Source organism: Parabacteroides sp. AF48-14 (assembly GCF_003477465.1).
Taxonomy (GTDB): domain Bacteria; phylum Bacteroidota; class Bacteroidia; order Bacteroidales; family Tannerellaceae; genus Parabacteroides; species Parabacteroides acidifaciens.
Genome location: NZ_QUDI01000014.1, coordinates 39,650 through 63,059, shown reverse-complemented (window position 1 = coordinate 63,059; position 23,410 = coordinate 39,650). Strand labels below are relative to the sequence as shown.

Annotated in this window: 17 protein-coding genes; 12 read left to right on the top strand and 5 right to left on the bottom strand. The window is 43.8% G+C overall.

Going from position 1 to position 23,410, the window contains the following annotated elements; all coding sequences use genetic code 11:
* From truB to DW083_RS08495, 11 genes are all read left to right on the top strand, one after another.
* A complete protein-coding gene (gene truB / locus DW083_RS08545) occupies nt 1–708 on the top strand; it encodes a tRNA pseudouridine(55) synthase TruB (protein WP_122332081.1) in 708 nt (235 codons plus the stop codon).
* A gap of 27 nt (nt 709–735) precedes the next feature.
* Nucleotides 736–1,785 (top strand): tRNA preQ1(34) S-adenosylmethionine ribosyltransferase-isomerase QueA, encoded by a 1,050-nt coding sequence (queA, locus tag DW083_RS08540; protein WP_115500720.1) that lies wholly within the window; start codon nt 736–738, stop codon nt 1,783–1,785.
* A gap of 10 nt (nt 1,786–1,795) precedes the next feature.
* Complete coding sequence (folK, locus tag DW083_RS08535; protein WP_122332080.1) at nt 1,796–2,254, top strand: 2-amino-4-hydroxy-6-hydroxymethyldihydropteridine diphosphokinase; 459 nt, start codon at nt 1,796–1,798, stop codon at nt 2,252–2,254.
* Nucleotides 2,251–2,442, top strand: a complete 192-nt coding sequence (locus DW083_RS08530; protein ID WP_115500722.1) for a hypothetical protein — start codon at nt 2,251–2,253, stop codon at nt 2,440–2,442. Before folK ends, DW083_RS08530 begins: the two co-directional genes overlap by 4 nt.
* 261 nt (nt 2,443–2,703) lie before the next feature.
* Complete coding sequence (gene metK / locus DW083_RS08525; RefSeq protein ID WP_122332079.1) at nt 2,704–3,990, top strand: methionine adenosyltransferase; 1,287 nt, start codon at nt 2,704–2,706, stop codon at nt 3,988–3,990.
* Nucleotides 3,991–4,124: 134 nt separating this feature from the next.
* Nucleotides 4,125–7,037: a pitrilysin family protein gene (locus DW083_RS08520; protein ID WP_122332078.1), complete on the top strand. Its 2,913-nt coding sequence runs from the start codon at nt 4,125–4,127 to the stop codon at nt 7,035–7,037.
* Between the two features lie 162 nt (nt 7,038–7,199).
* A complete protein-coding gene (locus DW083_RS08515; RefSeq protein ID WP_115500725.1) occupies nt 7,200–7,775 on the top strand; it encodes an RNA polymerase sigma factor in 576 nt (191 codons plus the stop codon).
* A 56-nt stretch (nt 7,776–7,831) separates the two neighbouring features.
* Nucleotides 7,832–8,845 (top strand): FecR family protein, encoded by a 1,014-nt coding sequence (locus tag DW083_RS08510; RefSeq protein WP_122332077.1) that lies wholly within the window; start codon nt 7,832–7,834, stop codon nt 8,843–8,845.
* A 293-nt stretch (nt 8,846–9,138) separates the two neighbouring features.
* Nucleotides 9,139–12,360, top strand: coding sequence for a SusC/RagA family TonB-linked outer membrane protein (locus tag DW083_RS08505; protein ID WP_233551963.1), 3,222 nt, complete (start codon nt 9,139–9,141; stop codon nt 12,358–12,360).
* An 18-nt stretch (nt 12,361–12,378) separates the two neighbouring features.
* Complete coding sequence (locus DW083_RS08500) at nt 12,379–14,166, top strand: RagB/SusD family nutrient uptake outer membrane protein (RefSeq protein WP_122332100.1); 1,788 nt, start codon at nt 12,379–12,381, stop codon at nt 14,164–14,166.
* Between the two features lie 103 nt (nt 14,167–14,269).
* The gene (locus DW083_RS08495) at nt 14,270–17,230 is read left to right on the top strand and encodes a glycosyl hydrolase (RefSeq protein WP_122332075.1); all 2,961 of its coding nucleotides are present in this window, start codon (nt 14,270–14,272) and stop codon (nt 17,228–17,230) included.
* Nucleotides 17,231–17,323: 93 nt separating this feature from the next.
* Here DW083_RS08495 and DW083_RS08490 read toward each other — a convergent pair whose 3' ends face one another.
* Both DW083_RS08490 and DW083_RS08485 read right to left on the bottom strand, forming a co-directional pair.
* Nucleotides 17,324–18,112: an ABC transporter ATP-binding protein gene (locus tag DW083_RS08490; protein WP_122332074.1), complete on the bottom strand. Its 789-nt coding sequence runs from the start codon at nt 18,110–18,112 to the stop codon at nt 17,324–17,326.
* A gap of 4 nt (nt 18,113–18,116) precedes the next feature.
* On the bottom strand, nt 18,117–18,863 hold the full coding sequence (locus DW083_RS08485) for an ABC transporter permease (protein ID WP_122332099.1): 747 nt from the start codon (nt 18,861–18,863) through the stop codon (nt 18,117–18,119).
* Nucleotides 18,864–19,065: 202 nt separating this feature from the next.
* Between DW083_RS08485 and DW083_RS08480 the strand changes: the two genes are divergently transcribed.
* Nucleotides 19,066–21,390, top strand: a complete 2,325-nt coding sequence (locus tag DW083_RS08480) for a glycoside hydrolase family 3 N-terminal domain-containing protein (RefSeq protein ID WP_122332073.1) — start codon at nt 19,066–19,068, stop codon at nt 21,388–21,390.
* Here DW083_RS08480 and DW083_RS08475 read toward each other — a convergent pair.
* The 3 genes from DW083_RS08475 to DW083_RS08465 all read right to left on the bottom strand — a co-directional run bounded on the left by DW083_RS08475 (nt 21,387) and on the right by DW083_RS08465 (nt 23,085).
* On the bottom strand, nt 21,387–21,647 hold the full coding sequence (locus DW083_RS08475; RefSeq protein ID WP_233551967.1) for a helix-turn-helix domain-containing protein: 261 nt from the start codon (nt 21,645–21,647) through the stop codon (nt 21,387–21,389). The two genes, DW083_RS08480 and DW083_RS08475, sit on opposite strands and share 4 nt — an antisense overlap.
* Nucleotides 21,648–22,421: 774 nt before the next feature.
* On the bottom strand, nt 22,422–22,799 hold the full coding sequence (locus DW083_RS08470; RefSeq protein WP_122332071.1) for a DUF86 domain-containing protein: 378 nt from the start codon (nt 22,797–22,799) through the stop codon (nt 22,422–22,424).
* Nucleotides 22,792–23,085, bottom strand: a complete 294-nt coding sequence (locus tag DW083_RS08465; protein WP_115497968.1) for a nucleotidyltransferase family protein — start codon at nt 23,083–23,085, stop codon at nt 22,792–22,794. Before DW083_RS08465 ends, DW083_RS08470 begins: the two co-directional genes overlap by 8 nt.
* Nucleotides 23,086–23,410 lie beyond the last annotated feature (325 nt).

Genomic DNA, 23,410 nt, shown 5'->3' with positions numbered 1-23,410 from the left:
ATGGATTTTATAGCAGGAGAAGTATTATATTTTAATAAACCCTTAAAGTGGACCTCTTTTGACCTGGTGAATAAGTTCCGTTACAAATTGTCGCGGAAGCTGAAGGTGAAAAAGATAAAAGTAGGACATGCCGGAACGTTAGATCCCCTGGCAACAGGTGTGATGATCGTCTGTACCGGTAAAGCCACTAAAAGGATTGACGAGTTTCAGTATCAGACGAAAGAATATGTCGCAACCCTTAAATTGGGGGAGACGACACCCTCTTTCGATCTGGAGAAAGAGATAGACGGGATCTATCCGACAGAACATATAACCCGTGAGGAAGTAGAAAAAGTCTTGCAGTCGTTCGTAGGAACGATCCAGCAGATTCCGCCGGTTTTTTCGGCTTGTAAAGTTGAGGGCAAAAGGGCGTATGAGTTGGCCCGTAAGGGGGAAGAAGTTGAGTTGAAATCGAAAACGCTCGTAATTGATGAAATGGAGTTGCTGGAATGTAACCTGCCGGTAGTCAAGATACGGGTGGTTTGCAGTAAAGGTACTTATATCCGGGCTTTGGCGCGTGATATCGGTGTTGCCCTTCAGTCTGGAGCACACCTGATTGCTTTGGAACGTACCCGTATCGGTGACATTACGTTGGATAAATGTATGTCTCCCGATGATATAGACGCCTTCCTGGAGGAAAATATAGAAGAAATAAAACCGAATGAATAAAAATAAAATAAATATAGAATTAGCATTATGAAGCTGTCGAAATTCAAATTTAATTTACCGCAGGAGCTGATCGCCCTCCATCCGGCAAAAAACAGAGATGAGTCCCGGTTGATGGTTGTCAATCGCAAGACCGGAGAGATCGAACATAAAGTATTCAAAGACCTGCTGGATTATTTCGGAAAAAAAGATGTGTTTATCTTTAATAACACAAAAGTCTTTCCGGCACGCTTGTATGGAAATAAAGAAAAGACTGGTGCCCGTATCGAGGTTTTCTTGCTGCGTGAGCTGAATGAAGACCTCCGTCTGTGGGATGTGTTGGTGGATCCCGCCCGCAAAATCCGTATCGGAAACAAACTGTATTTCGGTGAAGACGATTCGATGGTGGCTGAAGTGATCGACAATACGACATCACGCGGCCGTACGTTGCGTTTCCTTTATGACGGTAACCATGATGAATTTAAAAAGGCATTGTATGCGCTGGGTGAAACCCCGCTGCCTAAATATATCGACCGCCCTGTGGAACCGGAAGATGAAGAACGTTACCAGAACATTTTTGCAACGGAAGAAGGGGCTGTCGTTGCTCCTGCCGCCGGCCTTCATTTCAGCCGTGAACTGATGAAACGCCTTGAGATCAAAGATTGCCAGTTTACTTATCTGACATTGCATTCCGGTCTGGGTAATTTCCGCGAAATCGATGTGGAAGACTTGACCAAACATAAGATGGATTCTGAACAGATGGTTGTAAATGCCGATGTGGTGGAAGTCGTAAACACGGCAAAGGATAACGGTCGCCAGATTTGTGCAGTCGGAACATCTGTCATGCGCGCAATCGAAACCGCTGTAAGTACGGACGGGCATCTGAAAGAATTTGAAGGATGGACGAACAAGTTTATCTTTCCACCGTATGATTTCAGTGTTGCATCCAGCATGATCACAAACTTCCATATGCCGCTGTCTACTTTGCTGATGATGACAGCATCTTTTGGCGGATATGAGCAGATCATGGATGCTTATGAAGTGGCCTTGAAAGAAAAATATAGTTTCGGAGCTTATGGCGATGCCATGCTGATCCTGTAAAAACGGAATTATGGCGATTGCATACCTGAGCTTGGGTACCAATATCGGGAATAAACGACGGAACATGATAACAGCCGCCGCACTGTTAGCTGAAAGGGTGGGAGATGTTCTCGCCCTTTCCGGTTTCTATGAAACGGAGCCTTGGGGCTTTGCATCGGAGAACCTTTTCCTGAATGCGGCTGTTAAATTAAAGACCTCTTTTTCTCCGTCGGAACTGCTTTTAGCTACCCAACAGATCGAAAAAGAACTGGGCCGTACAGAGAAGAGCAACGGGGCGTATCACGATCGGATCATTGATATAGACATCCTGCTCTATGATGATGAGATCCGGCAAACAGCGGAACTGACGTTACCGCATCCTCTCATGCATGATCGGAAATTTGTGATGGACCCTTTGTCCGAAATAGCTCCGTTTGTCGTGCATCCTGTATTGAAAGAACGTATAATAGATTTAAAGGAACGATTATGAACGATAAAGAAAAAATAATAACCGAGGGCGGCATGGTCTTTAAGAAGAAAGCTAAAGATGAAAATGCCGGAGAAAAAAAACTGAAGTTCTCGGACTTCTTGCGTGGAACGCATAAATCAGGCTCTGCCAAGATGAGAGCGGAGTTTAAATATAAAAAAGCGCTGCGTAACACCAAAAAGAAAAAATAATTTTCGATTATCAGTTGCTAATTGTCAATTGTTTTGTATTTTTGTGCCCGAATTGATGTGGATAGATTTGTATTGCTTGCAACCACAGGAAAAAATGCTAAAAACAACTTCTTTTACTGCCGCGCGGCAAAGCAAATTTCCCCTCGTCAATCCACCTATTTAATTTGATTTATTAACCGTCAATTGTAAATTGGCAGTTGGCTTTAGAGGCTTTGCTCTTTAATTCTCAACTTTCAATTTTCAATTTTCAATTAAAACAAGATGAGTTATTTATTCACCTCCGAATCGGTGTCCGAAGGGCACCCCGATAAAGTAGCCGATCAGATATCGGATGCTTTGCTGGATGAGTTCCTGGCTTATGACAAGAACTCGAAAGTTGCTTGCGAAACCCTTGTAACAACCGGACAGGTTGTCTTGGCTGGAGAAGTAAAATCAAGTGCTTACGTGGATGTACAGGATGTAGCCCGTAGCGTGATCGAGAAAATTGGTTACACAAAAAGTGAATACCAGTTTGAAGCTAAATCATGCGGCGTGTTCTCTTCTATCCATGAACAGAGTGGCGACATCAACCGTGGCGTTGAACGCGAAGACCCCTACAATCAGGGCGCAGGCGACCAGGGTATGATGTTTGGTTATGCCACGAATGAAACTGAAAACTACATGCCTTTAGCATTGGATCTCTCACACAGCCTGTTGTGGGAACTTGCCGAGATACGTAAGAATGAAAACGACCTGATGCCTTACCTCCGTCCGGATGCCAAGAGCCAGGTTACTATTGAATATGATGACAACGGCAAACCGTTGCGCATCGATACGATCGTTGTTTCTACGCAGCACGACGAATTTGTCACAGCGAAAGGCATTACGCAGGAAGAAGCCGATCTGGCCATGCAGAAAAAGATCGCCGAGGATGTGAAGAATATCTTGGCTCCGCGTGTAAAAGCTCAATATCCGGCTTATGTGCAGGCTTTGTTTAACGATGACATCATCTATCACGTGAACCCGACCGGAAAGTTCGTGATCGGTGGTCCTCACGGTGATACAGGTCTGACCGGCCGTAAGATTATCGTTGACACATATGGTGGTAAAGGTGCTCACGGTGGTGGCGCTTTCTCCGGAAAAGATCCTTCGAAAGTAGACCGTTCTGCAGCTTATGCTGCCCGTCATATTGCCAAGAACCTGGTGGCTGCCGGTGTTGCTGATGAAATGCTGGTACAGGTATCGTATGCGATCGGTGTTGCTAAACCGATGAACATCTTCGTAAATACATTTGGCCGTGCAAACGTGAAAATGACAGACGGAGAGATTGCAGAGAAGATCTGGGACCTGTTCGATATGCGTCCGAAAGCCATTGAAGAGCGCCTGAAACTGCGTAATCCGATCTATCTGGAAACAGCTTCTTACGGCCATATGGGACGTAAACCGCAGCTTGTAACGAAAACATTTACTTCCCGTTATAATCCGGAACCGACCATCTGTGAGGTGGAACTGTTCACATGGGAAAAACTGGATTATGTCGATAAAGTAAAAGAAGCATTCGGTCTTTAATTTACCGTTTGTACGAACACATATTAGCTCCCGTCCGGAAAAAATGGGCTTTAGCCCTGTTTTTTCCCGGACGGGAGCTTTTTTTATTTTAAATTTCATATATTTGACGCAGTAATTATCTAAATTTAAATTATATGCGTAAAACGATTCAGTTTCTTCAGTTAGCCTTTGTTCTTCTCTTGGCTACTGCATGTGCAGAGACTTCCCCGTTTAAATACGAGTCGGTCCCTAATGATCCTCTGAAAGCCCGTATCTATACTCTGGATAATGGCTTGAAAGTGTATATGACTGTGAATAAGGAGACCCCCCGTATCCAGACATATATTGCTGTCCGCGTAGGCGGAAAAAACGATCCGGCTGAAACTACAGGGCTGGCACACTATTTTGAACACCTGATGTTTAAGGGTACTAAACAGTTTGGAACGCAAAACTACGAACAAGAAAAACCGCTGCTTGACCAAATCGAACAGCTTTTCGAAGTCTATCGCAAGACGACGGACGAGGCGGAACGGCAGGCTATTTATCACCAGATCGACAGCGTTTCCTATGAAGCATCCAAGTTGTCTATTCCGAATGAATACGACAAGCTGATGTCTGCTATCGGTGCTACCGGAACAAATGCTTATACCGGCTTCGACCAGACGGTGTATGTGGAAGATATTCCTTCCAACCAGATCGATAATTGGGCTAAGATACAGGCAGACCGTTTTGAAAATAATGTAATCCGCGGTTTCCATACCGAACTTGAAACGGTGTATGAAGAAAAGAATATGTCGCTGACCAGTGACGGGCGTAAAGTGTATGAAGCTGTTTTGAGCGCCCTTTTCCCCGATCATCCTTATGGAACCCAGACTGTTCTCGGTACGCAGCATAATCTGAAGAACCCGTCAATCACGAATATTAAGAACTACCATAATGTTTGGTATGTTCCTAACAATATGGCGATCTGTTTGTCCGGTGATTTTGATCCCGACCAGATGATTGCTACGATCAATAAATACTTCGGCCATCTGAAACCGAATCCTAACCTGCCGAAACTTCCTGTGACGCATGAATCTCCGATTAAGGCGCCGGTGGTAAAAGAAGTTTTGGGTGTAGACGCTGAAAATGTTACAGTAGGATGGCGTTTCCCGGGAGCTGCTTCTCCGGAGCAGGATCTGTTGAACCTGACAGGTGAAATCATCAACAATGGCAAAGCCGGTCTGTTGGATGTCGATTTAGTTCAGCAACAGAAAGTATTGAGCTGTTATGCCGGTACTTACGGAATGTCTGATTATAATGCGTTTGTCATGAGCGGCCGTCCGAAACAAGGCCAGACCCTGGATGAGGTAAAAGACCTTTTCCTGGCGGAAATCGATAAGTTGAAAAAAGGTGATTTCGACGAAGGCTTGTTGGAAGCATCTATCAACAACTATAAGCTGATGCAGATGTACCGGTTGGATCGTAACGACGGTCGTGCCGATATGTTTGTGTCTTCCTTTATCGATGGTGTAGACTGGAAAGACGAGGTGGCTTCTTTAGATCGCATGAGTAAGGTGACAAAACAGGAAATTGTTGATTTTGCAAACAAGTATTTTGGTGATAACTATGCTTTAATCTATAAGAAACAAGGCAAAGACCCGAACGAAAAGAAAATCGACAAGCCTAAAATCACGCCTATCGTGATGAATCGTGATAGTTCAAGCGCATTCCTGAAAGAAATCCAGGCATCCAATGTCGCTCCGATCGAACCTGTATTCTTGGATTACAATAAAGATTTGCAGAAACTGACAGCTAAATCGAATATCCCTGTCCTGTATAAAGAAAATACATCGAATGATCTTTTCTCTCTGATGTATGTTTTCGAGATGGGAACGAATAATGATAAGGCAATGGGTACTGCTTTCGAATACATGAAATATCTGGGTACTTCCAAAAAGAGCTTGAAGGAAATCAACGAAGAATTTTACAGACTGGCTTGTTATTTCAGCGTCTTCCCGGGTTCTGACCGTACGTATGTAATGCTGGAAGGTTTGAAAGAAAATATGCCGAAAGCGATGGCATTGTTCGAAGAAATCCTGGCCGATGCACAGGTTAATAAGGAAGCTTACGACAATTTGGCTGGCGATATCCTGAAGAAACGTTCCGATGCGAAACTGAATCAGGGACAGAACTTCAACAAATTGATCCAGTATGCTATCTGGGGACCGAAATCTCCGTCAACAACTGTGTTGACAACTGCCGAATTGCAGCAGATGAATCCGCAGGAACTGGTAGACCGTATCCATAAGATCAACTCTTTTGAGCATAAGATTCTGTATTATGGTCCGGAAAAACCGCAGGCAGTTCTGGATATTATCAAACAATATCATAATGTCCCCGATCAGTTGCAACCGGTTCCGGTAGGTATCGAATTCCAGCAGCAGGAAACTCCGGCCAATAAAGTACTGTTTGCCCAGTATGATGCAAAACAGATTTATTATTCTGCCGTGTCTAATCGTGGTGAAAAGTTTGATCCGGCTATCCAGCCTACATTGAATATGTACAACGAATACTTTGGTGGCGGTATGAATGCAATCGTATTCCAGGAAATGCGTGAATCACGCGGTCTGGCCTATTCTGCCGGTGCATTCCTGATCACTCCGTCCAAGTTGAAATATCCGTATGTCTACCGTACGTTTATCGCTACCCAGAACGATAAGATGATCGATGCCATGAAAGCATTCGATGAGATTATCAACAATATGCCGGAATCAGAAAAAGCGTTCAATCTGGCTAAAGACGCGCTTATCACTCGTCTGCGTACCGAACGTATCACGAAATCCGATGTTCTCTGGTCTTATCTGAATGCACAGGATTTAGGTCTGACAACGGACAGCCGCAAGGAATTGTTCGAAAAAGCCCAGACCATGACATTGCCTGAAATCAAAGCATTCCAGGAAAAATGGGTAAAAGGCCGTACTTATACGTATTGCGTATTGGGCGATGAAAAAGACCTCGATATGAAAGGTCTTTCCCAATATGGTCCCATTCAGAAGCTGACGCAAGAGGAGCTGTTTGGGTATTGATGAAATTGATAAATAGAGAGTTGAGTCTAAAGAAACACTCAATTCTCTATTAGAAAAGGAGGGCGTGTCAAAAACATTTTGTTATTTCGATACGCCCTCTTATTGTATTAACAAAAACATAAAAAGAAAATACCTATATTTGGAAAATAAAGAGTACGTAAAATGAGAATCAAAGAGGACTTACTGATACGTTTAAAGGCTGGTGAAGAAAAAGCCTTTGAGACTCTGTATTGGACTTACAATTCTCAGGTTTATCATTTTATTAATTCTTTATTGTTTGATAAATCTCTTGCGGAAGATCTGACACAGAATGTCTTCTTGAAAATATGGGAGAAGCATGAACAGATAGAACCGGAACAGGGATTTACTGCTTATTTGTTTACTATTGCCCGCCATTTTGTGTATAAGGAAACGGAGCTCCGTTTATCTCAACATGCAGCATTGCATGTTGAGAATTTTGATGTAAGTGATAATGCTATAGAAGAGCAGCAACATGATGCCGATTCTCTTCGTGAATATATTGATAGTTTAATAGAAAACCTGCCTCCTGCACGAAGGGAAATTTTCCGTTTAAGTCGTTTTGAACAACTGTCTAACAAAGAAATCGCCAAAAAACTATCCATCTCTGAAAAAACGGTAGAAACGCAACTCTATCGGTCTTTCCAATACCTACGTTCCAAACTGCCTTTAGATAAAGGTTTGGTCCTCCTATTTCTTTATTTAGTTAATCAAAGTTAAACACAGGGCTTCTTGTAAGTGATTTCCCGCTGTGATGGATATACATAAGTATAGACATGGATAAGCATATATACATAGATTTGCTGGATCGCTTTATGCGCGGTGAACTCCCGGTTGAAAGGGAGCATGAATTGTTGACTTGGTTCCGACAAGCGGAGGCGCGTGAACAACTATTCCAACATTACCGGCAACGTTGGGTAGAAGCGGAAGATAAAAGTCTTCCGGTAGAAGTTCAGACTCGTATGTTCCGGGAGATACAGGCTCGTATGCATGCCGGTATGGGAGAGAAGAAAAAACGAAAGGCCATTTTCAGGCTGAAGATACCGCAATGGGTATCATATGCTGCTGTTGTGATTCTTCTAATTGGCTTTTCAACAACAGCCTTTCTGTATAAGAATTTGGCAGATGAGATCGCAAGCGATCCGTTACGGACTTATAGAGTCTTGGTCGATAAAGGACAGCGTGCAAGTGTCATGCTACCGGACGGAACGAAAGTTTGGTTAAATTCCCATATGGAGTTGACCTATAATGCCGATTACGGGAAAGAGAACCGCCTGGTGGCCTTGTCGGGAGAAGCCTATTTTGAAGTGGAGAAAGATTCAGCCAGTCATTTTATTGTCAAAGCTGGAGAAATGGAGGTTGAGGCTTTAGGAACCGCTTTTAATGTAAGGGCTTACGAAGAAGATAAAAAATTGACAGCTACACTCTTTGAAGGAAAGGTTCGTACGGCGGTAGGAAAAGATGAAGTTATTTTAAGGCCGGATGAGAGTCTTAGTTTTGATAAGGTTTCCCGGAAAATGCAAGTATCCAAGGATATTGCCGCTTATGCACGGATGTGGAAAGATAATGAGCTATTCTTTAAAGGAGAGACGCTGCAGGAGGTGGCGGTGATGCTGGATCGTTTGTATAATGTCCAGGTACGGTTTGCATCTGAAAAGGTAAAACACTATCGTTTTTCCGGAGTTATTAAAAATAATAGTTTGGAGAATGTGATAGAATTGATAAGTCTTACAGCACCGATTACTTATAAAAAAGTCGGAGGTGATATTGTAATAGATGAGAGAAAATAGATAGTTCAATTGTTAATTAAAAATGAAATGCTTATGAGAAAGGAGTTATGAAAAAACGCAGGTGCATCTACGGATAGATACACCTGAGATTTGTGCAATGTAATTTTGCTGAATTGAAATCACGCTTCTCACCACTTGATTTCACCACAAAGTTACCTGATAAATTTATTACTAATTAAAGAAGAACACTAAAAAACATGAATGTCTTAAAGAATTTCTTTCGGAAAGGACTTGTTATTGGAAGTTTTTGCCTTGTTTCGGGTACTATACTTTCTGCGCAGATTTCCTTATCCATGCAAAACAAATCAACTCGTGAGGTTATTCGCGAGATAGAAAAAGTCAGCGATTATCGTTTTTTTTACAATGATAATCTGTCCGGTCTGGATACCAGAATAACAATCTCAGCAGATGAAGAAAATATTCAAAATTTGCTGGAGCAGATAAAACAGCAGGCTAAAATCAGTTATATTATTAAAGAAAACAAGCAGATTGTACTTTCTGCGTTAAATCTGCTTTCTTCGACTCAACAAAACACAAGAAAAATCACCGGTACGATTAAAGATCAGAATGGCGAACCGGTAATCGGTGCAAATATCGTTGAGAAAGGAACAACTAACGGTACGATTACGGATGTTGAAGGGCAATATTCATTGGAAGTAACTTCGAAGAGTGTTTTGGTAATCTCTTATATCGGATATGTGACCCAGGAAGTCGTTGTAGGTAATAACAACACGGTGGATGTATTGCTGAAAGAGGATACGGAAACACTGGACGAAGTAATTGTCATTGGTTATGGTACGACAAAGAGAAAAGATTTTACCGGTTCTGTCAGCTCTGTAAAATTGGAAAATTCTCCGATAGCCTTGTCGCCCAATTTGAATGCGTTGGAATCTTTGAAGGGAAATGTTTCCGGATTGGATATCGGTGCAACCAATTCCGCGGGGGGGGAACCTTCCATGCAGATGCGCGGGCAAAAATCCATATCAGGATCAAATGATCCGTTGCTCGTTGTTGACGGAGTTATTTATATGGGAAGTATCAATGATATAAATCCCAATGATATCGCTTCGTATGATATCCTGAAGGATGCAACGTCTGCTGCCGCCTACGGTTCCCGTTCGGCGAACGGTGTAATTATCATTACCACGAAAAAGGGTAGAATGGGTAAACCTGTGATCACTTTTAATGCGACGGGAAGTATGCAAACCTGGCAAAATCGACCGGAGTTGATGAAAGGCGAACAATGGCTGGAGTCGGTTATGGCAAGAAACAACAGTACGGATTTAAGCTGGCTGAAACCCCAGGAACAGGCTAATATGGAAGCGGGACGGGAAACCAACTGGCTTGATGCTTCGACACGTACCGGTTGGGTGCAGGATTATCAAGTATCTGTTTCCGGTGCAGGTGAAAAAATGAATTACTATTTGTCTGCTGCCTATTCTGATAATCAAGGTATTGTCATTGGTGATAATTATAATCGTATAACAGCATTAGCCAAGATAAACACGGATATAACCAGTTGGTTGCAGATCGGCGTGGATGCGGCATTTACAAAGTCGGATTATTCCGGTGCCGGTGCCGACTTGCGTCAGGCTGTATTGATGTCTCCATACGGTGTCATGTATAGAGACGAAGATGAAAAACTATTGGAAAAATTTCCTTATACTCAATCTGGAGTAAATCCTTTGTGGAACACTGATAGAAGCCTTCGTGATAACAAAGATCTCCGGAATAATTTCCGGGCAAATGCATATGCGGTTGTTAAGCTGCCTTGGGTGGAAGGTTTGAGCTACCGTTTTAATTATGCCGGGAATTTGAGCAAAATTCAATCCGGAGATTTCTATTATGAAGGATATTATGTCAAGGAAGGTGATTATGATGATGAAACCCGATATTCTCCTTCTGCATTCCAGGATCTATTGTCTCGTGCAAACGGAAAGATAAATAATAATACAACAAACAGTTGGGTAATCGATAATATTCTGAATTATAAAAATACGTTTGGAAAGCACACGATCGATTTGACAGCCGTTGCCACACGTGACCGGAAATCATATAAAGAAATAATCACTACCGGAACAGATTTTGCTGCAAATGGGAATACTACTTTAGGTCTCAATGGTTTGCATAAAGCAACCGTTCAAAAAATAGACATGAATAATAACCGGCGTTCTAATATCGGTTATTTGGGACGTGCCTCTTATTCTTTTGACGATCGTTATTTCCTGACCGGTTCTTATCGTCGTGACGGTGCTTCTGTTTTCGGTGCCAATCAGAAATGGGGTGATTTCTTTGCTTTCGGTGCTGCTTGGAGAATGACCGGCGAAAAGTTTATGGAACCTGTCTCTTTCCTGGATGATTTGAAGTTGAAATTGTCGTGGGGTAAGAATGGTAACCAGGGATTGGATCCTTATGGAACGCTGTCGACTATTAATAATGGCTCTTCCGGAGGCGTTCGTTATGAGTTCGGGGGAAGTGATATTATTTATGGCTTAAATCAAAAAGCATTGGGTAACGCCAATTTAGGCTGGGAATCTACGGAATCCTGGAATACGGGTTTTGAGTCCGCATGGCTTGGAAACCGTTTATTTGTCGATCTGGACCTCTATTTCTCTAAAACGACAGACCAGATATTCACGAGAGATATTCCGGTTATGACTGGTTTTAAGAATATCAAATCATCGATGGGACAGGTGAATAACAAAGGTGTCGAACTGACGGTACGTTCGGTGAATATCACTACGCAGGATTGGTATTGGACAACAAGTGTTACCTTCTGGTTGAACCGGAATAAACTGACCCACCTTTATGGCGAAGATTTGAACGGTGACGGAAAAGAGGACGATGATATCTCCAACAGCCGTTTTATCGGTAAACCGTTAGGCGCAATTTACGGATATCAGCAGGATGGTATTGTCCAGGAAACAGATGTGGACTATATGGAAGCGAATGGTGCTACGGCAGGTATTCCGAAATATAAAGACTTGGACGGAGATGGCGTTATTACATCTGCAGACCGTACCATTTTAGGATATGAGACTCCTAACTTCAAGTTGAACATGAGTAATACGGTTACTTATAAGAACTGGGATTTGTATTTTATGTTGACAGGAACATTCGGTGGCGGCGGATATTATATGAAATCCAATACCAGTGCATACATGACAAACGGATCCGGATTGTTTAATTCGAATGGAATTTATATCCCCTGGTGGACTCCGGAAAATAAGAGCAATGTATATCCTTCTGCTACATTCTCCGGTGACGGAGGCCGTTACCAGGGATTGCAAAACCGGGCATTTGTTCGCCTGCAAGATGTGACGTTGTCATATACATTCCGTGAACCTTGGGTAAAGAAAATGCTTATCAATAATTTGAAAGTATTCTTTACGGCAAAGAACCTGTTGACAATAACAAATTGGGAAGGTGGAGATCCTGAAGTCGGAGTAACGGTGGGTGCAAACACTTATCCCGTATTGACCTCTTTCTCATTGGGAGCGAACATTAGTTTTTAATTTATAAGAAAGATGAAAATGAATCACTTAATAAAATATGGTATCTATAGCCTGCTGTTTGTAGGTCTATTCAGTAGTTGTAATGATTCGAAGTTTCTGGAAGAAAATCCTGAAACATTCTATACTGTGGATAATGCTTTTTCGACATCTGAACAGGTTGACCAGGTTTTGGTCGGCTGTTATTCCCACATACGGGTCATGACGTGCATGGTTGAAGAGAATATGACCGCTTTTGCTTTTCGCGGCGGAAACGGTACGGATATGTTTGATGTTGCAACGATCAGGCGTAGTAACCGTTTCAATGACTACGGTATATTGAATCCGTCGAACGAAGTTTATTATACGAATTATTCACATTGGTATCAGTTGATCTCGAAAGCGAATTTAGCTTTGTATGCGGCAGAACTTCCGCAAATAAGCTGGGGTTCGGAGGCCGACAAGGCTTATGTGATTGCACAAGCCCGCTTTTTCAGAGCTTTTGCATATAGGAACTTGGGTGAATTATACGGAGGCGTCCCTGTCGTTACCGAAATTACGACTACTCCCCAGTATGATTTTAAGAGGACCAGCCGTGTGGAAACATATCAGTTCGCAATCGATGAACTGGAAGCTGCTCTGAATGACCTGCCTGAAACGACCAATAGCCCGGGCCGTCTGGTAAGAGGCGCTGCACAGCATAACCTTTGTCAGTTATACATCGATAAAGGTGTTGCTTTGGAAGAAGCCGGACAAGGCGGGGAAGCTCCTGCTGCCTATGCAAAAGCCATTACTTACGGGAATGACGTGATAGACGGTTCCGTATATGGCCTGATGACAGAACGTTTTGGCAGTAGAAAAGATGAGAATCCTGATTTCTATTATGCAAACATAGAAAGCCAGCAAACACCGGATCATTTATATTCGGCTGCCGGTTATCCTATCGAAGGAAATGTCTATTGGGACTTGTTCCAGGAAGGAAACCAGAACTATCAGGAAGGAAATAAAGAAGCGATATGGGTGGCACAGATCGATTATGACGCCTATAAGGCGGAAGACGGGCAAGCTAAATTGCAATACACCCGTGTTTATGGTCCTGTTTACAGAGACCCGATGTCTGCTCACCTGTCCGGTGCGTTGGAAGATGTAGGAGGGCGCGGTATCGTGCAAACAATGCCGACCATGTACACCCGCGATGTCATTTATGACGGTAAATGGGGGAAAGATATGCGTAATTCCGAAGCTGTATTCAGACGTACATTCTTAGGCAATGTTCCGACATCTCCCTATTACGGCAAACCTGTTCCCTGGAGTGTCATTTACAGGGATGGAGAAAGCCAGGATGCCATCGATGTGGCAAAGACGCAGTGTTTCCCGGTCTCTTGTAAAATCTCAACAGATAAATACAGAGGTATTGCAGACGGCGAAAACAGAAGTAATCTGTTCCGGGATGAATACCTGATCCGTTTGCCGGAAACCATCTTGTTGCGTGCGGAAGCGAAGATGCGCGCTGGTGATAACGCAGGTGCGGCCAACGACATTAACTTGTTGCGTAAGAGAGCGCAGTGTGATTATCTGGTACAAGCTTCGGATGTGAATGTCGATTTAATACTGGATGAGCGCGCCCGCGAATTGGTCTATGAAGAATGTCGCTGGAATACCTTGTTGCGTATGGGTGGCACGATTGCTGTCGACCGGATTAAGAAATATTCCTATTGGAATGATCCGAGAGCGACATTGACTAAGAACTTTAATCTGTGGCCGATCCCGCAGGTCGTGATCGATACGAATAAAGATGTGGTAATGGAACAAAACCCGGGCTGGAATTGATTCCTGTGCCTTAGTTAAGCAAGAGCCCGCTAAAGTTTTATTGATAGAAAGAAAATAAGATTTTAGCGGGCTCGATTTTTTAGACTGATAATATACATGAATTATGAATTGGAAGATAATAGTATGGGAGCTTATGTTGGTTAGCTTCCTGTTTAGTTGTACGGACCCGGGAAAAGTGGGTGTAAACGATGATCAGCAGGTTAATTATGACTATCTGAAAAGCCATTTTCAGCAGCCGGAACAGGTTTATGGCGTAAATTGCTGGTGGTGGTGGCTAAATGGAAATGTGACAAAAGAAGCCATCACGAAAGATTTGGAAGCCATGAAATCCAAAAATTTCCAAGGTGCCATGATTTTTGATGCCGGTGGTCATAACCAACGGGGAAATAAAGATATTCCGGCCGGTCCCTTGTTCGGCAGTAAGGAATGGACCGATCTTTTTGTTTTTGCCTTGGATGAGGCCAAACGTTTAGGCTTGGAGATGGGTTTCAATATCCAAAGCGGCTGGAATTTAGGAGGTCCTTGTGTCACTCCGCAATATGCCGCCAAGCAATTGACCTATTCGGAATTGAAAACGACAGGAGGAAAAACGCTCCATTTGCAGTTGGCGAAACCGGAAGAGCATAAAGGGTTTTATAAAGATGTCGCAGTGTTGGCCTTCCCGGCAAACGGGGAAAATCAGACAGACAAAACAGTTGATAAGTTAGATTTGAAATTGGGCCTGCACGAATTGGGCGGCTCTGCTCCGGACTGCCGCTTCTTATTGGAAAATACATCCCGGAGCGAAGAACGGAAAACGGGTAAAACGGCTTATCTCGTTGATCCGTCAAAAATAGTAGACCTTACGGCTCAGATGGATGAAAAGGGGGCGCTTAGTTGGGATGCTCCCCAAGGCGAATGGAACATTATGCGTATAGGATATACGTGTACGAATTCGGAAGTCTCGACTTCCAGTAATGAATGGCAAGGCAATGTGTTGGATTATATGAGTAAGGAAGCCTTTGACTATTATTGGAATACTGTCGTCGAGCCGATTTTTAAAGCGGCCGGAGACCATGTCGGTTCCACCCTTAAATTTATGGAAACAGATAGTTGGGAGTGTGGAGGAATGAACTGGACGGATTCTTTTTCCGATGAGTTTCGCGCTTATTGCGGATATGACCTGAAACAGTATTTGCCTCTCATAGCCGGTCATGTAGTCGGAAATGTAGATGTTTCGAATGCTTTTTTGGCTGACTTCAGAAAAGCGATCGCCCATTTGGTCGCCAATAACCATTATGCCCGTTTTGCAGCGTATGCCCATAAGAATAATATGGGGATTCAGCCGGAGTCTGCCGGTCCTCATGCCGGTCCGCTGGACGGTATTAAGAATTATGGTTTCAGTGATATCGTGATGAGCGAGTTCTGGTCTCCGTCACCGCATCGCCCGAGGCCGCAGGACCGCTTCTTTATCAAGCAGGCTTCTTCCGCCGCCCATATCTATGGAAAGAAAATCGTAGGAGCCGAGTCTTTTACGACTATTGGCCCGCATTGGAATGATGAATTGTGGCATGACCAGAAGTCGGCGTTCGACCATGAAATCTGTGACGGTTTGAACCGGCTCTATTTCCATACCTTTACTTGTTCTCCTGCGGAACAGGGATTGCCGGGGCAGGAATATTTTGCAGGTACGCATGTGAATCCGCGCGTTACGTGGTGGGATCAATCCGGGCCTTTTGTCGACTACTTGCACCGGACACAAATGCTTGTGCAAGAAGGTAAGTTTGTTGCAGATGTCCTTTATTATTATGGCGATCATGTTCCTAATGTCTACCCGTTCAAACACCGGGATATGGCTGGCGCAATGTTCGGATTTGATTATGACGTGACGGATGAGACCATTTTTATGAAGTTAGATGTGGACAACGGGAATGTTACGACACCGGCCGGCGGAACCTACAAAGTGTTGGTTCTTCCGGATCACCGTGTTTTGTCTTTGGCAGTGTTGAAAAAACTGGAAACATTAGTGAAAGAAGGCGCTCATGTGATCGGTTACAAACCGTTGAAAACCGTGTCTTTGGTCGGTGGAAAAACTGCAGATGCCGAATTTAAGCAATTGGCGGACAAACTTTGGGGTGATGTAACTGAAGCTACGGGCCGGAATGAATATGGCAAAGGCACTGTCTCATGGGGAAAGAATGCTAAAGAATACCTGCTTTCGCAGAATATACCGGTGGATTTCTCCATCGAAGGAAACGACAGTAAAACGGACTTTGATTATATCCATTACAGGATCGGTGAAACCCATCTCTATTTTGTAAGTAATCAAACGGATGAAAAGCAAACGGTTACGGCTCGATTCCGTGTATCCGGGCTTCAGCCAGAACTCTGGGATGCACTTTCCGGGGAAATACGCGAAGCGGAAGCCTTTGCCCAGAAAGACGGGTTGACGTCTGTCCCTCTGGTATTGGAACCTTACGGTTCGGTGTTCGTTGTGTTCAATAAAGAGATCGGCAAGAACCGGCAAGGTACGAAACAACGCAATTATCCGGATTATGAAACCGTAAAGACCTTGGACGGCTCCTGGACTGTCTGCTTTGATCCGAAATGGGGCGGCCCGGCGTCTGTTGTATTTCCGGAATTGATGGATTGGACGACACATCCGGACAAGGGCATCCGGTATTATTCGGGTACGGCCGTCTACAACAAGAGATTCACTGTCGATTTTGAAAAGACTCCGGCAAACCGTTGTTTCCTGCAACTGGAAAATGTAAAGGATGTCGGAATTGCTGCTGTCCGTATCAATCATACGGATAAAGGCATTGTCTGGACCAAACCTTTCCGGGTGGATATAACAGATGCCCTGAAAGAGGGTGAAAATGAATTGGTCGTAGAAGTTACGAACTCATGGTTCAACAGGGTTGCTGGAGATGAAATGTCGGTAAGCCCGACCCGATACACGCAAACGAATGTTGTTTTGGGAAATGATTTCAGGGGAAACCCGGTTTCCGAAATACAGTTGGAACCTTCCGGCCTGTTAGGACCTGTGACAATTGTCCGGACGAAAACTCCGGATAACGGATAGTGGAATATGGAAACGGATGGGCTGAAAATTCGATGCCCATCCGTTTTCAGTCCGATGCCCATGGAATTTTCATTCGATGGGCATCGGATATTTTTATTTCGCTTTTGCTTCTTCCTCTTTCAATTCTTCCTCTTCCACCTCTTTCACTTTGCGGAACAGGTCGGACGCAAAGATGAAGTCGTTTAGCGCCTTGTTTTGGGAAGTAATGACCTCTTTGCTGTTTCCCTGCCATTCCTTGACGCCTTCTTTGATGAAGATGATGTTTTCACCGATATTCATAACCGAGTTCATATCGTGCGTGTTGATGATAGTCGTCATCTTGTATTCGCTCGTAATATCGTGGATCAGATCGTCGATAATCAGAGAGGTCTTCGGGTCGAGTCCGGAGTTGGGTTCGTCGCAAAACAGGTATTTCGGATTCAGGGCAATCGCCCGTGCAATAGCGGCGCGTTTCATCATACCGCCACTGATCTCGGAAGGATACAAATGTCCGGCCTCCGACAAGTTGACGCGGTCCAGGCAAAACTGAGCCCGTTTCAGACGGTCTTTGTTGGTATCGTTGGAGAACATATCCAGCGGGAACATGACATTTTCCAACACCGTCATGCTGTCGAACAAGGCTGATCCCTGGAACAGCATACCCATTTCACGGCGCAGCATATTCAGTTCATGCTTTCCCATCGATGTCAAATCACGTCCGTCATACAGGATTTCCCCCGAATCCGGCCGCATCAACCCGATGATATTTTTAATAAGAACCGTCTTTCCGGAACCGCTTCGGCCGATAATCAGGTTCGTCTTCCCTGTTTCAAAAACAGCGCTGATGTCGTTCAGTACTGTCCGTCCCTCAAAGGATTTTGTAATATGTTTTACTTCTACCATTTCTTTATGTCAGCATTAAGTTGGTTAAGATCACGTCGGCAAGCAGGATCATTATACTGCTCATTACGACTGCATTCGTACTGGCTTTACCCACATCCAAGGCACCGCCTTTTACATTATAACCGAAATAGGCTGCGATCGACGAAATGATGAATGCGTACACCACCGATTTGATGATGGAATACCAGATATAAAACTCATTGAAGTAGAACTGCAAACCATATTCGAACGAGGCCGGTGTCATGCCTGTCCCGGTGGAATGGCTGGCAGCGATACCGCCCAATATCCCCGTGAACATACTGAAAATAACCAATACCGGAATAAAAATCATCAGTCCGACGATTTTCGGCATAATCAGGAAATTAGCCGAGTTAACACCCATGATCTCCATTGCGTCGATCTGTTCCGTCACGCGCATGGTGCCGATCTCGGATGCAATGTTACTGCCGACTTTACCGGCCAGGATCAGTGACATGATAGAGGATGAAAACTCCAACAGGATGATTTCACGCGTTGTATATCCGATTGTAAATTTAGGAATAAGCGGCGAACTGATGTTCAGTGATATCTGGATGGCGATAACCGTACCGATAAAAACGGAGATGATGATAACAATCCAGAGCGAGTCGACTCCTAATTTGTAAATCTCTTTTATCAGCTGCTTAAAGAACATACTCCAACGGTTCGGGATGGAGATGCTTTTGCCCATCAACATGACATATTCACCTAATTGATGTAATGCTTTATTCATTATTATATATTTCTGTTCAATTTCAGTCTGCAAATATAACGCAAATCTGGGAACAACTGTTCATTTCCTGTTGATACTTCTGGTTTGGATTTAATCTAACTGGGTTGTAAATTATTTAGGAAGAACATCCGGAGAGCAGATTTGTCGATTATTTGAATAAAAGAATATACCTTTGAGGGTTCCATTAAATAAGTATAGTTACATGAAAACACAGACCATTAAGCAATATCTTTTTTGTAGTTTTATGTTTGCGGGAAGCGTTCTTTTGATGGGGGCTTCTGCCGGTAAATCATATCGGGACACCTCTCTTTCTCCGGCCCGGCGCGCCGATTTATTGTTGAAGGAGATGACCTTGGAAGAAAAAATCGGCCAGATGTGCCAGTATGTCGGACCCGGTCATATCAAGCAAAACGAACAGAAAGCCGATCAGAACAGCAGTGATATGGGAAATATCGATGCCAATGCTTTCGGCTTGAAATCACAGGCGATCATCGATAAAGTACGGAAAGGCGAAATCGGTTCTTTCCTGCATGTCCTTTCTGTCGATGAGGCGAATGCCTTGCAACAGGTGGCGCAGCAGACCCGTTTGAAAATTCCCTTGTTGATCGGTGTGGATGCGATTCACGGCAACGGACTTCATGCCGGTTGTACGGTGTATCCGACTTCGATCGGTATGGCTTCGACGTTCAATCCCGACCTGTTGGAACAAAGCGGCCGGGAGACGGCTTCCGAAATGCGTGCCAGCGGCATGCACTGGGCGTTCAATCCGAATCTGGATGTGGCCCGCGATGCGCGTTGGGGACGTATTGGGGAAACATTCGGCGAAGATACTTATCTGGTTACCCGCATGGGAACAAGTCTGATTTTAGGTTTGCAGGGCCGGGACGGTGTAGAGCCGGATCGCGTGCTGGCTTGCGCTAAACACCTGATCGGCGGTGGTGAGCCGGCCGGCGGTATCAATGCCGCTCCGATGGATATGTCGGAACAGAAATTGCGTGAAGTCTTTCTGCCGCCTTTTATATCGGCTGTCCAATCGAAAGTCTTTACCGTAATGGCAGCCCACAATGAGTTGAACGGCATTCCCTGTCATGGCAATTATTGGTTGTTGAACGACCTGCTGCGCGATGAAATGGGGTTCAAAGGATTTATCGTCAGCGACTGGATGGATATCGAACGTATGCACTCCATGCATCATTACCTGCCGAGTGAGGAAGAGGCTTTCCGGGTGTCGGTGGAAGCCGGTATCGACATGCACATGCAGGGTGATAACTATTATGAAACGATTCTGGCTGCCGTTAGGGACGGACGCATTCCGGAAACCCGGATCGACAAGGCCGTACATAAGATTCTGGAAGCTAAATTCTTATTGGGACTGTTTGAAAAGCCGGTAGTCGATATTCCGGCAACCCGCAAACTGATTGCTCCGGCTGCTCATCGCGAGACAGCGCTGGATGCTGCCCGCCAGTCGCTTGTCTTGTTGAAAAACGACGGGTTGCTGCCCCTGAAGAAAGGTGCATACCGCAAAATATTTATTACCGGTCCGAACGCCGACAGCCAGACGATATTGGGTGACTGGGCTATGCCGCAGCCGGATGATAACGTGGTAACCGTTTACGAAGGTATCCGCGCCGCTTGTCCGGACGCCTCGATCGATTCCTTGTGTTTTTCCGGTGTCATAACCAGCATAACGCCGGAAGATGTCGAGATGGCCGGACGGAAAGCACAGGAGGCCGATCTGAATATTGTCGTGATAGGCGAAAATTCCCAGCGCTACGAAAGCAAAGGCCGTACCTGCGGTGAAAATTGTGATCGCGACAACCTCGATTTCCCCGGCTTGCAACAGGAATTGCTTGAAAAGGTCTGTGCATCCGGCAAACCGACTGTCCTGGTGATGTTGAACGGCCGTCCGTTGAGCATTGTCTGGGCGAATGAACATGTTCCGGCTATTCTGGAAGCATGGGAACCGGGTATGATGGGCGGACAGGCGATTGCTGAAGTTCTTTTCGGCGATATCAATCCTTGCGGAAAACTTCCGGTAACTGTTCCGTATAATGTCGGACAGATCCAGACAATCTATAATCACAAGGCTTCCCAATATTCCCGCCAGTTTGCTTTGGGACATACGGGCCCGCTTTATCCGTTTGGCTTCGGACTGAGCTACACTTCGTATCAATATGGCAAACCGGCCCTTTCAAAGGATAAGATCCGGAAAGATGAATCCGTAACAGTCTCTTTCGATGTGACAAACACGGGCAAAATGGATGGAACAGAAATCGTGCAGTTGTATATCCGCGACGAATACGGTTCAATCACTCGTCCGGTCAAAGAGCTGAAAGGTTTTCAACGTGTCTCCCTGAAAGCCGGCGAAACCAAACGTGTCGAGTTTGCGATCACTCCGGACGACCTGAAATTCTATACCGTCCGTAAACTCTGGGAAGTGGAACCCGGTGATTTCACCCTAATGGTCGGCTCCTCTTCAGCAGGCAAAGACTTGCAGAAATTAGCGTTAACGGTGGAAGGGGATTAGCCCTTCCATTCATAGCGTCCTCTCTTTCTGTTTTTGTTTTTATTGATATTTTCCAATTCTTCCATTGTGCTGTATTGAGGTTCGGATAACAATGCTTTTATCTCTTTCGCATATCCTAATGCTTTTGCAAGAGCAACGAAAGAAGCCAATGAAATAGTATATTTCTGTTCAAATTTGGCAATTGTTGGAGCTGGTACGCCGCTAAGCTGGGAAAGAGCTTCTCTGGAAAGATTCTTCTCTAATCTCCTTTTTTGCAGATTCTGGGCTATTATCTGTAAAAGGCTCTGTGCCGTATCTAAATCAAATGTATATATTAAAGATATTATTGTATCTTTTATGTGACAAAATTAGCTATAATGAATATTATTGTATTTATTGCAAATATACGGAAAACTCACATAGTCGTATCCGTTTGATAGTAAATTAACATTTGTTCTTATTTGTCTTCTATCAGTCCGTTATTTAAGGGGGCTTATTGTATAAAACGTATTTTTTAGCTTCGAAAGACATCCGAAACAAAACAAATGTTAATCCGCTTTTCGGACGTCAAAAAGTGGCTTTTTCGACTTTTTCGAGCGTTTTCCCAAATTACGACCGTCCTCTTTGCCATTACGACCGTGCTAATGTGTAGTGCACTCGGCACCTCGCGAAGATTAGCACGGTCGTAATGGCGATTTGGACGGTCGTAATTGAAAAGAGGACCGTCTTTAGGGCAAAAAAGCACCTGAATTTCCTTGGGATATTTGGGACGCCGTCCGTTTTATTTTCAAATATTCGATTCTCCGGGAGTTAAGGTTTATCACTTTGTCGGTTTTTCAGCCTTTAGACAATCAAATTGCAGGCATTGCGGGACGAGTTCGGCACCTCGTTTCATCAGTTGTTAGTCCTAAAAGCTAAAACCGTAAAAAAAGTCAATCCAAAATTGATCAAAATTTTAGATGAAATAGAAAAATGGCCGAAATGGGGGGTTATTGTATTTTTTTATTTGCGGGAGATTTAAATTTAGGTAGAAGTGAGTTACTTTCTTATGATTAATATTCGCAAAGATCTTGAATTACCTTCTCAATGGTAGGAAGTAAGGTCGGAATATCTTCTTTTATTGTTGAATAAACAATTCCAGCATCAACATCAAAGTAATGGTGAGCAATTTTATCTCTTATCTGCATAACTCCTCTCCAATATATTTCAGGGTATTGAGGCAAAACTTTCCCTCCTGTTATTTTGTCGAAACTTTTAACTGATTCTCCTAATGCTATCAGATTCATACAAATAGCATCTAACCGTAACATACCATCCGGTGAACAAAGAAAGTCGTTTACACAAGAAATGACTGTAGCACGTTCTTCTATAGTTAACAATGCTTTTCTAATATTTTCCAGACATTGGACAGCTAACTCTCGGTCAAACATAAATAGCCTCCTTTGTGATACGTTGTTTCAAATAAGCATTCATGTGTTCTCGTATGCGTACTAAGTCAACAGGACATCCAAACAGATTCTTTAGCTCTGATTGCATCTTATCCAATGTTAACAAAGACGGTGCTTTTCCTTCGTAGCAAATATCGATATCACTTTCTTCTTTTTGTTCGCCACGAGCAACAGAACCAAATATACCCATGCGAGTAATCCCGTATTTACCAGCATGTTGTGCCTGGTAGCTCTTTAGGATTGAAAGATATTCAGTTGTTGTTTTCATATTACCACGTTTTGGGCAAATATACGGAATATTATCGAAAGCTGATAAATTCTATCCTGATTTCGGGTAAACCTGTAAGCTGTTTTTAGCTCTTTTTACCCCCCCTTTTTTGCCGCATCCCTTCAAAAATAACAAAACAGCACTTCAAGCACTACTTGAATGGAGGTGGTGTAAGTGGTTATAAATAAGAAATATATACACAATTGTAAGCGGACACGGAAAAGCCCGTTTTTTAGGGGTAAAAATGACCTGTTTTTGACTTATAACTGACTGGAAATAAAAAAGATAGGAGGCTAATTCAAAATGACGAAAAAAACGTACGTTT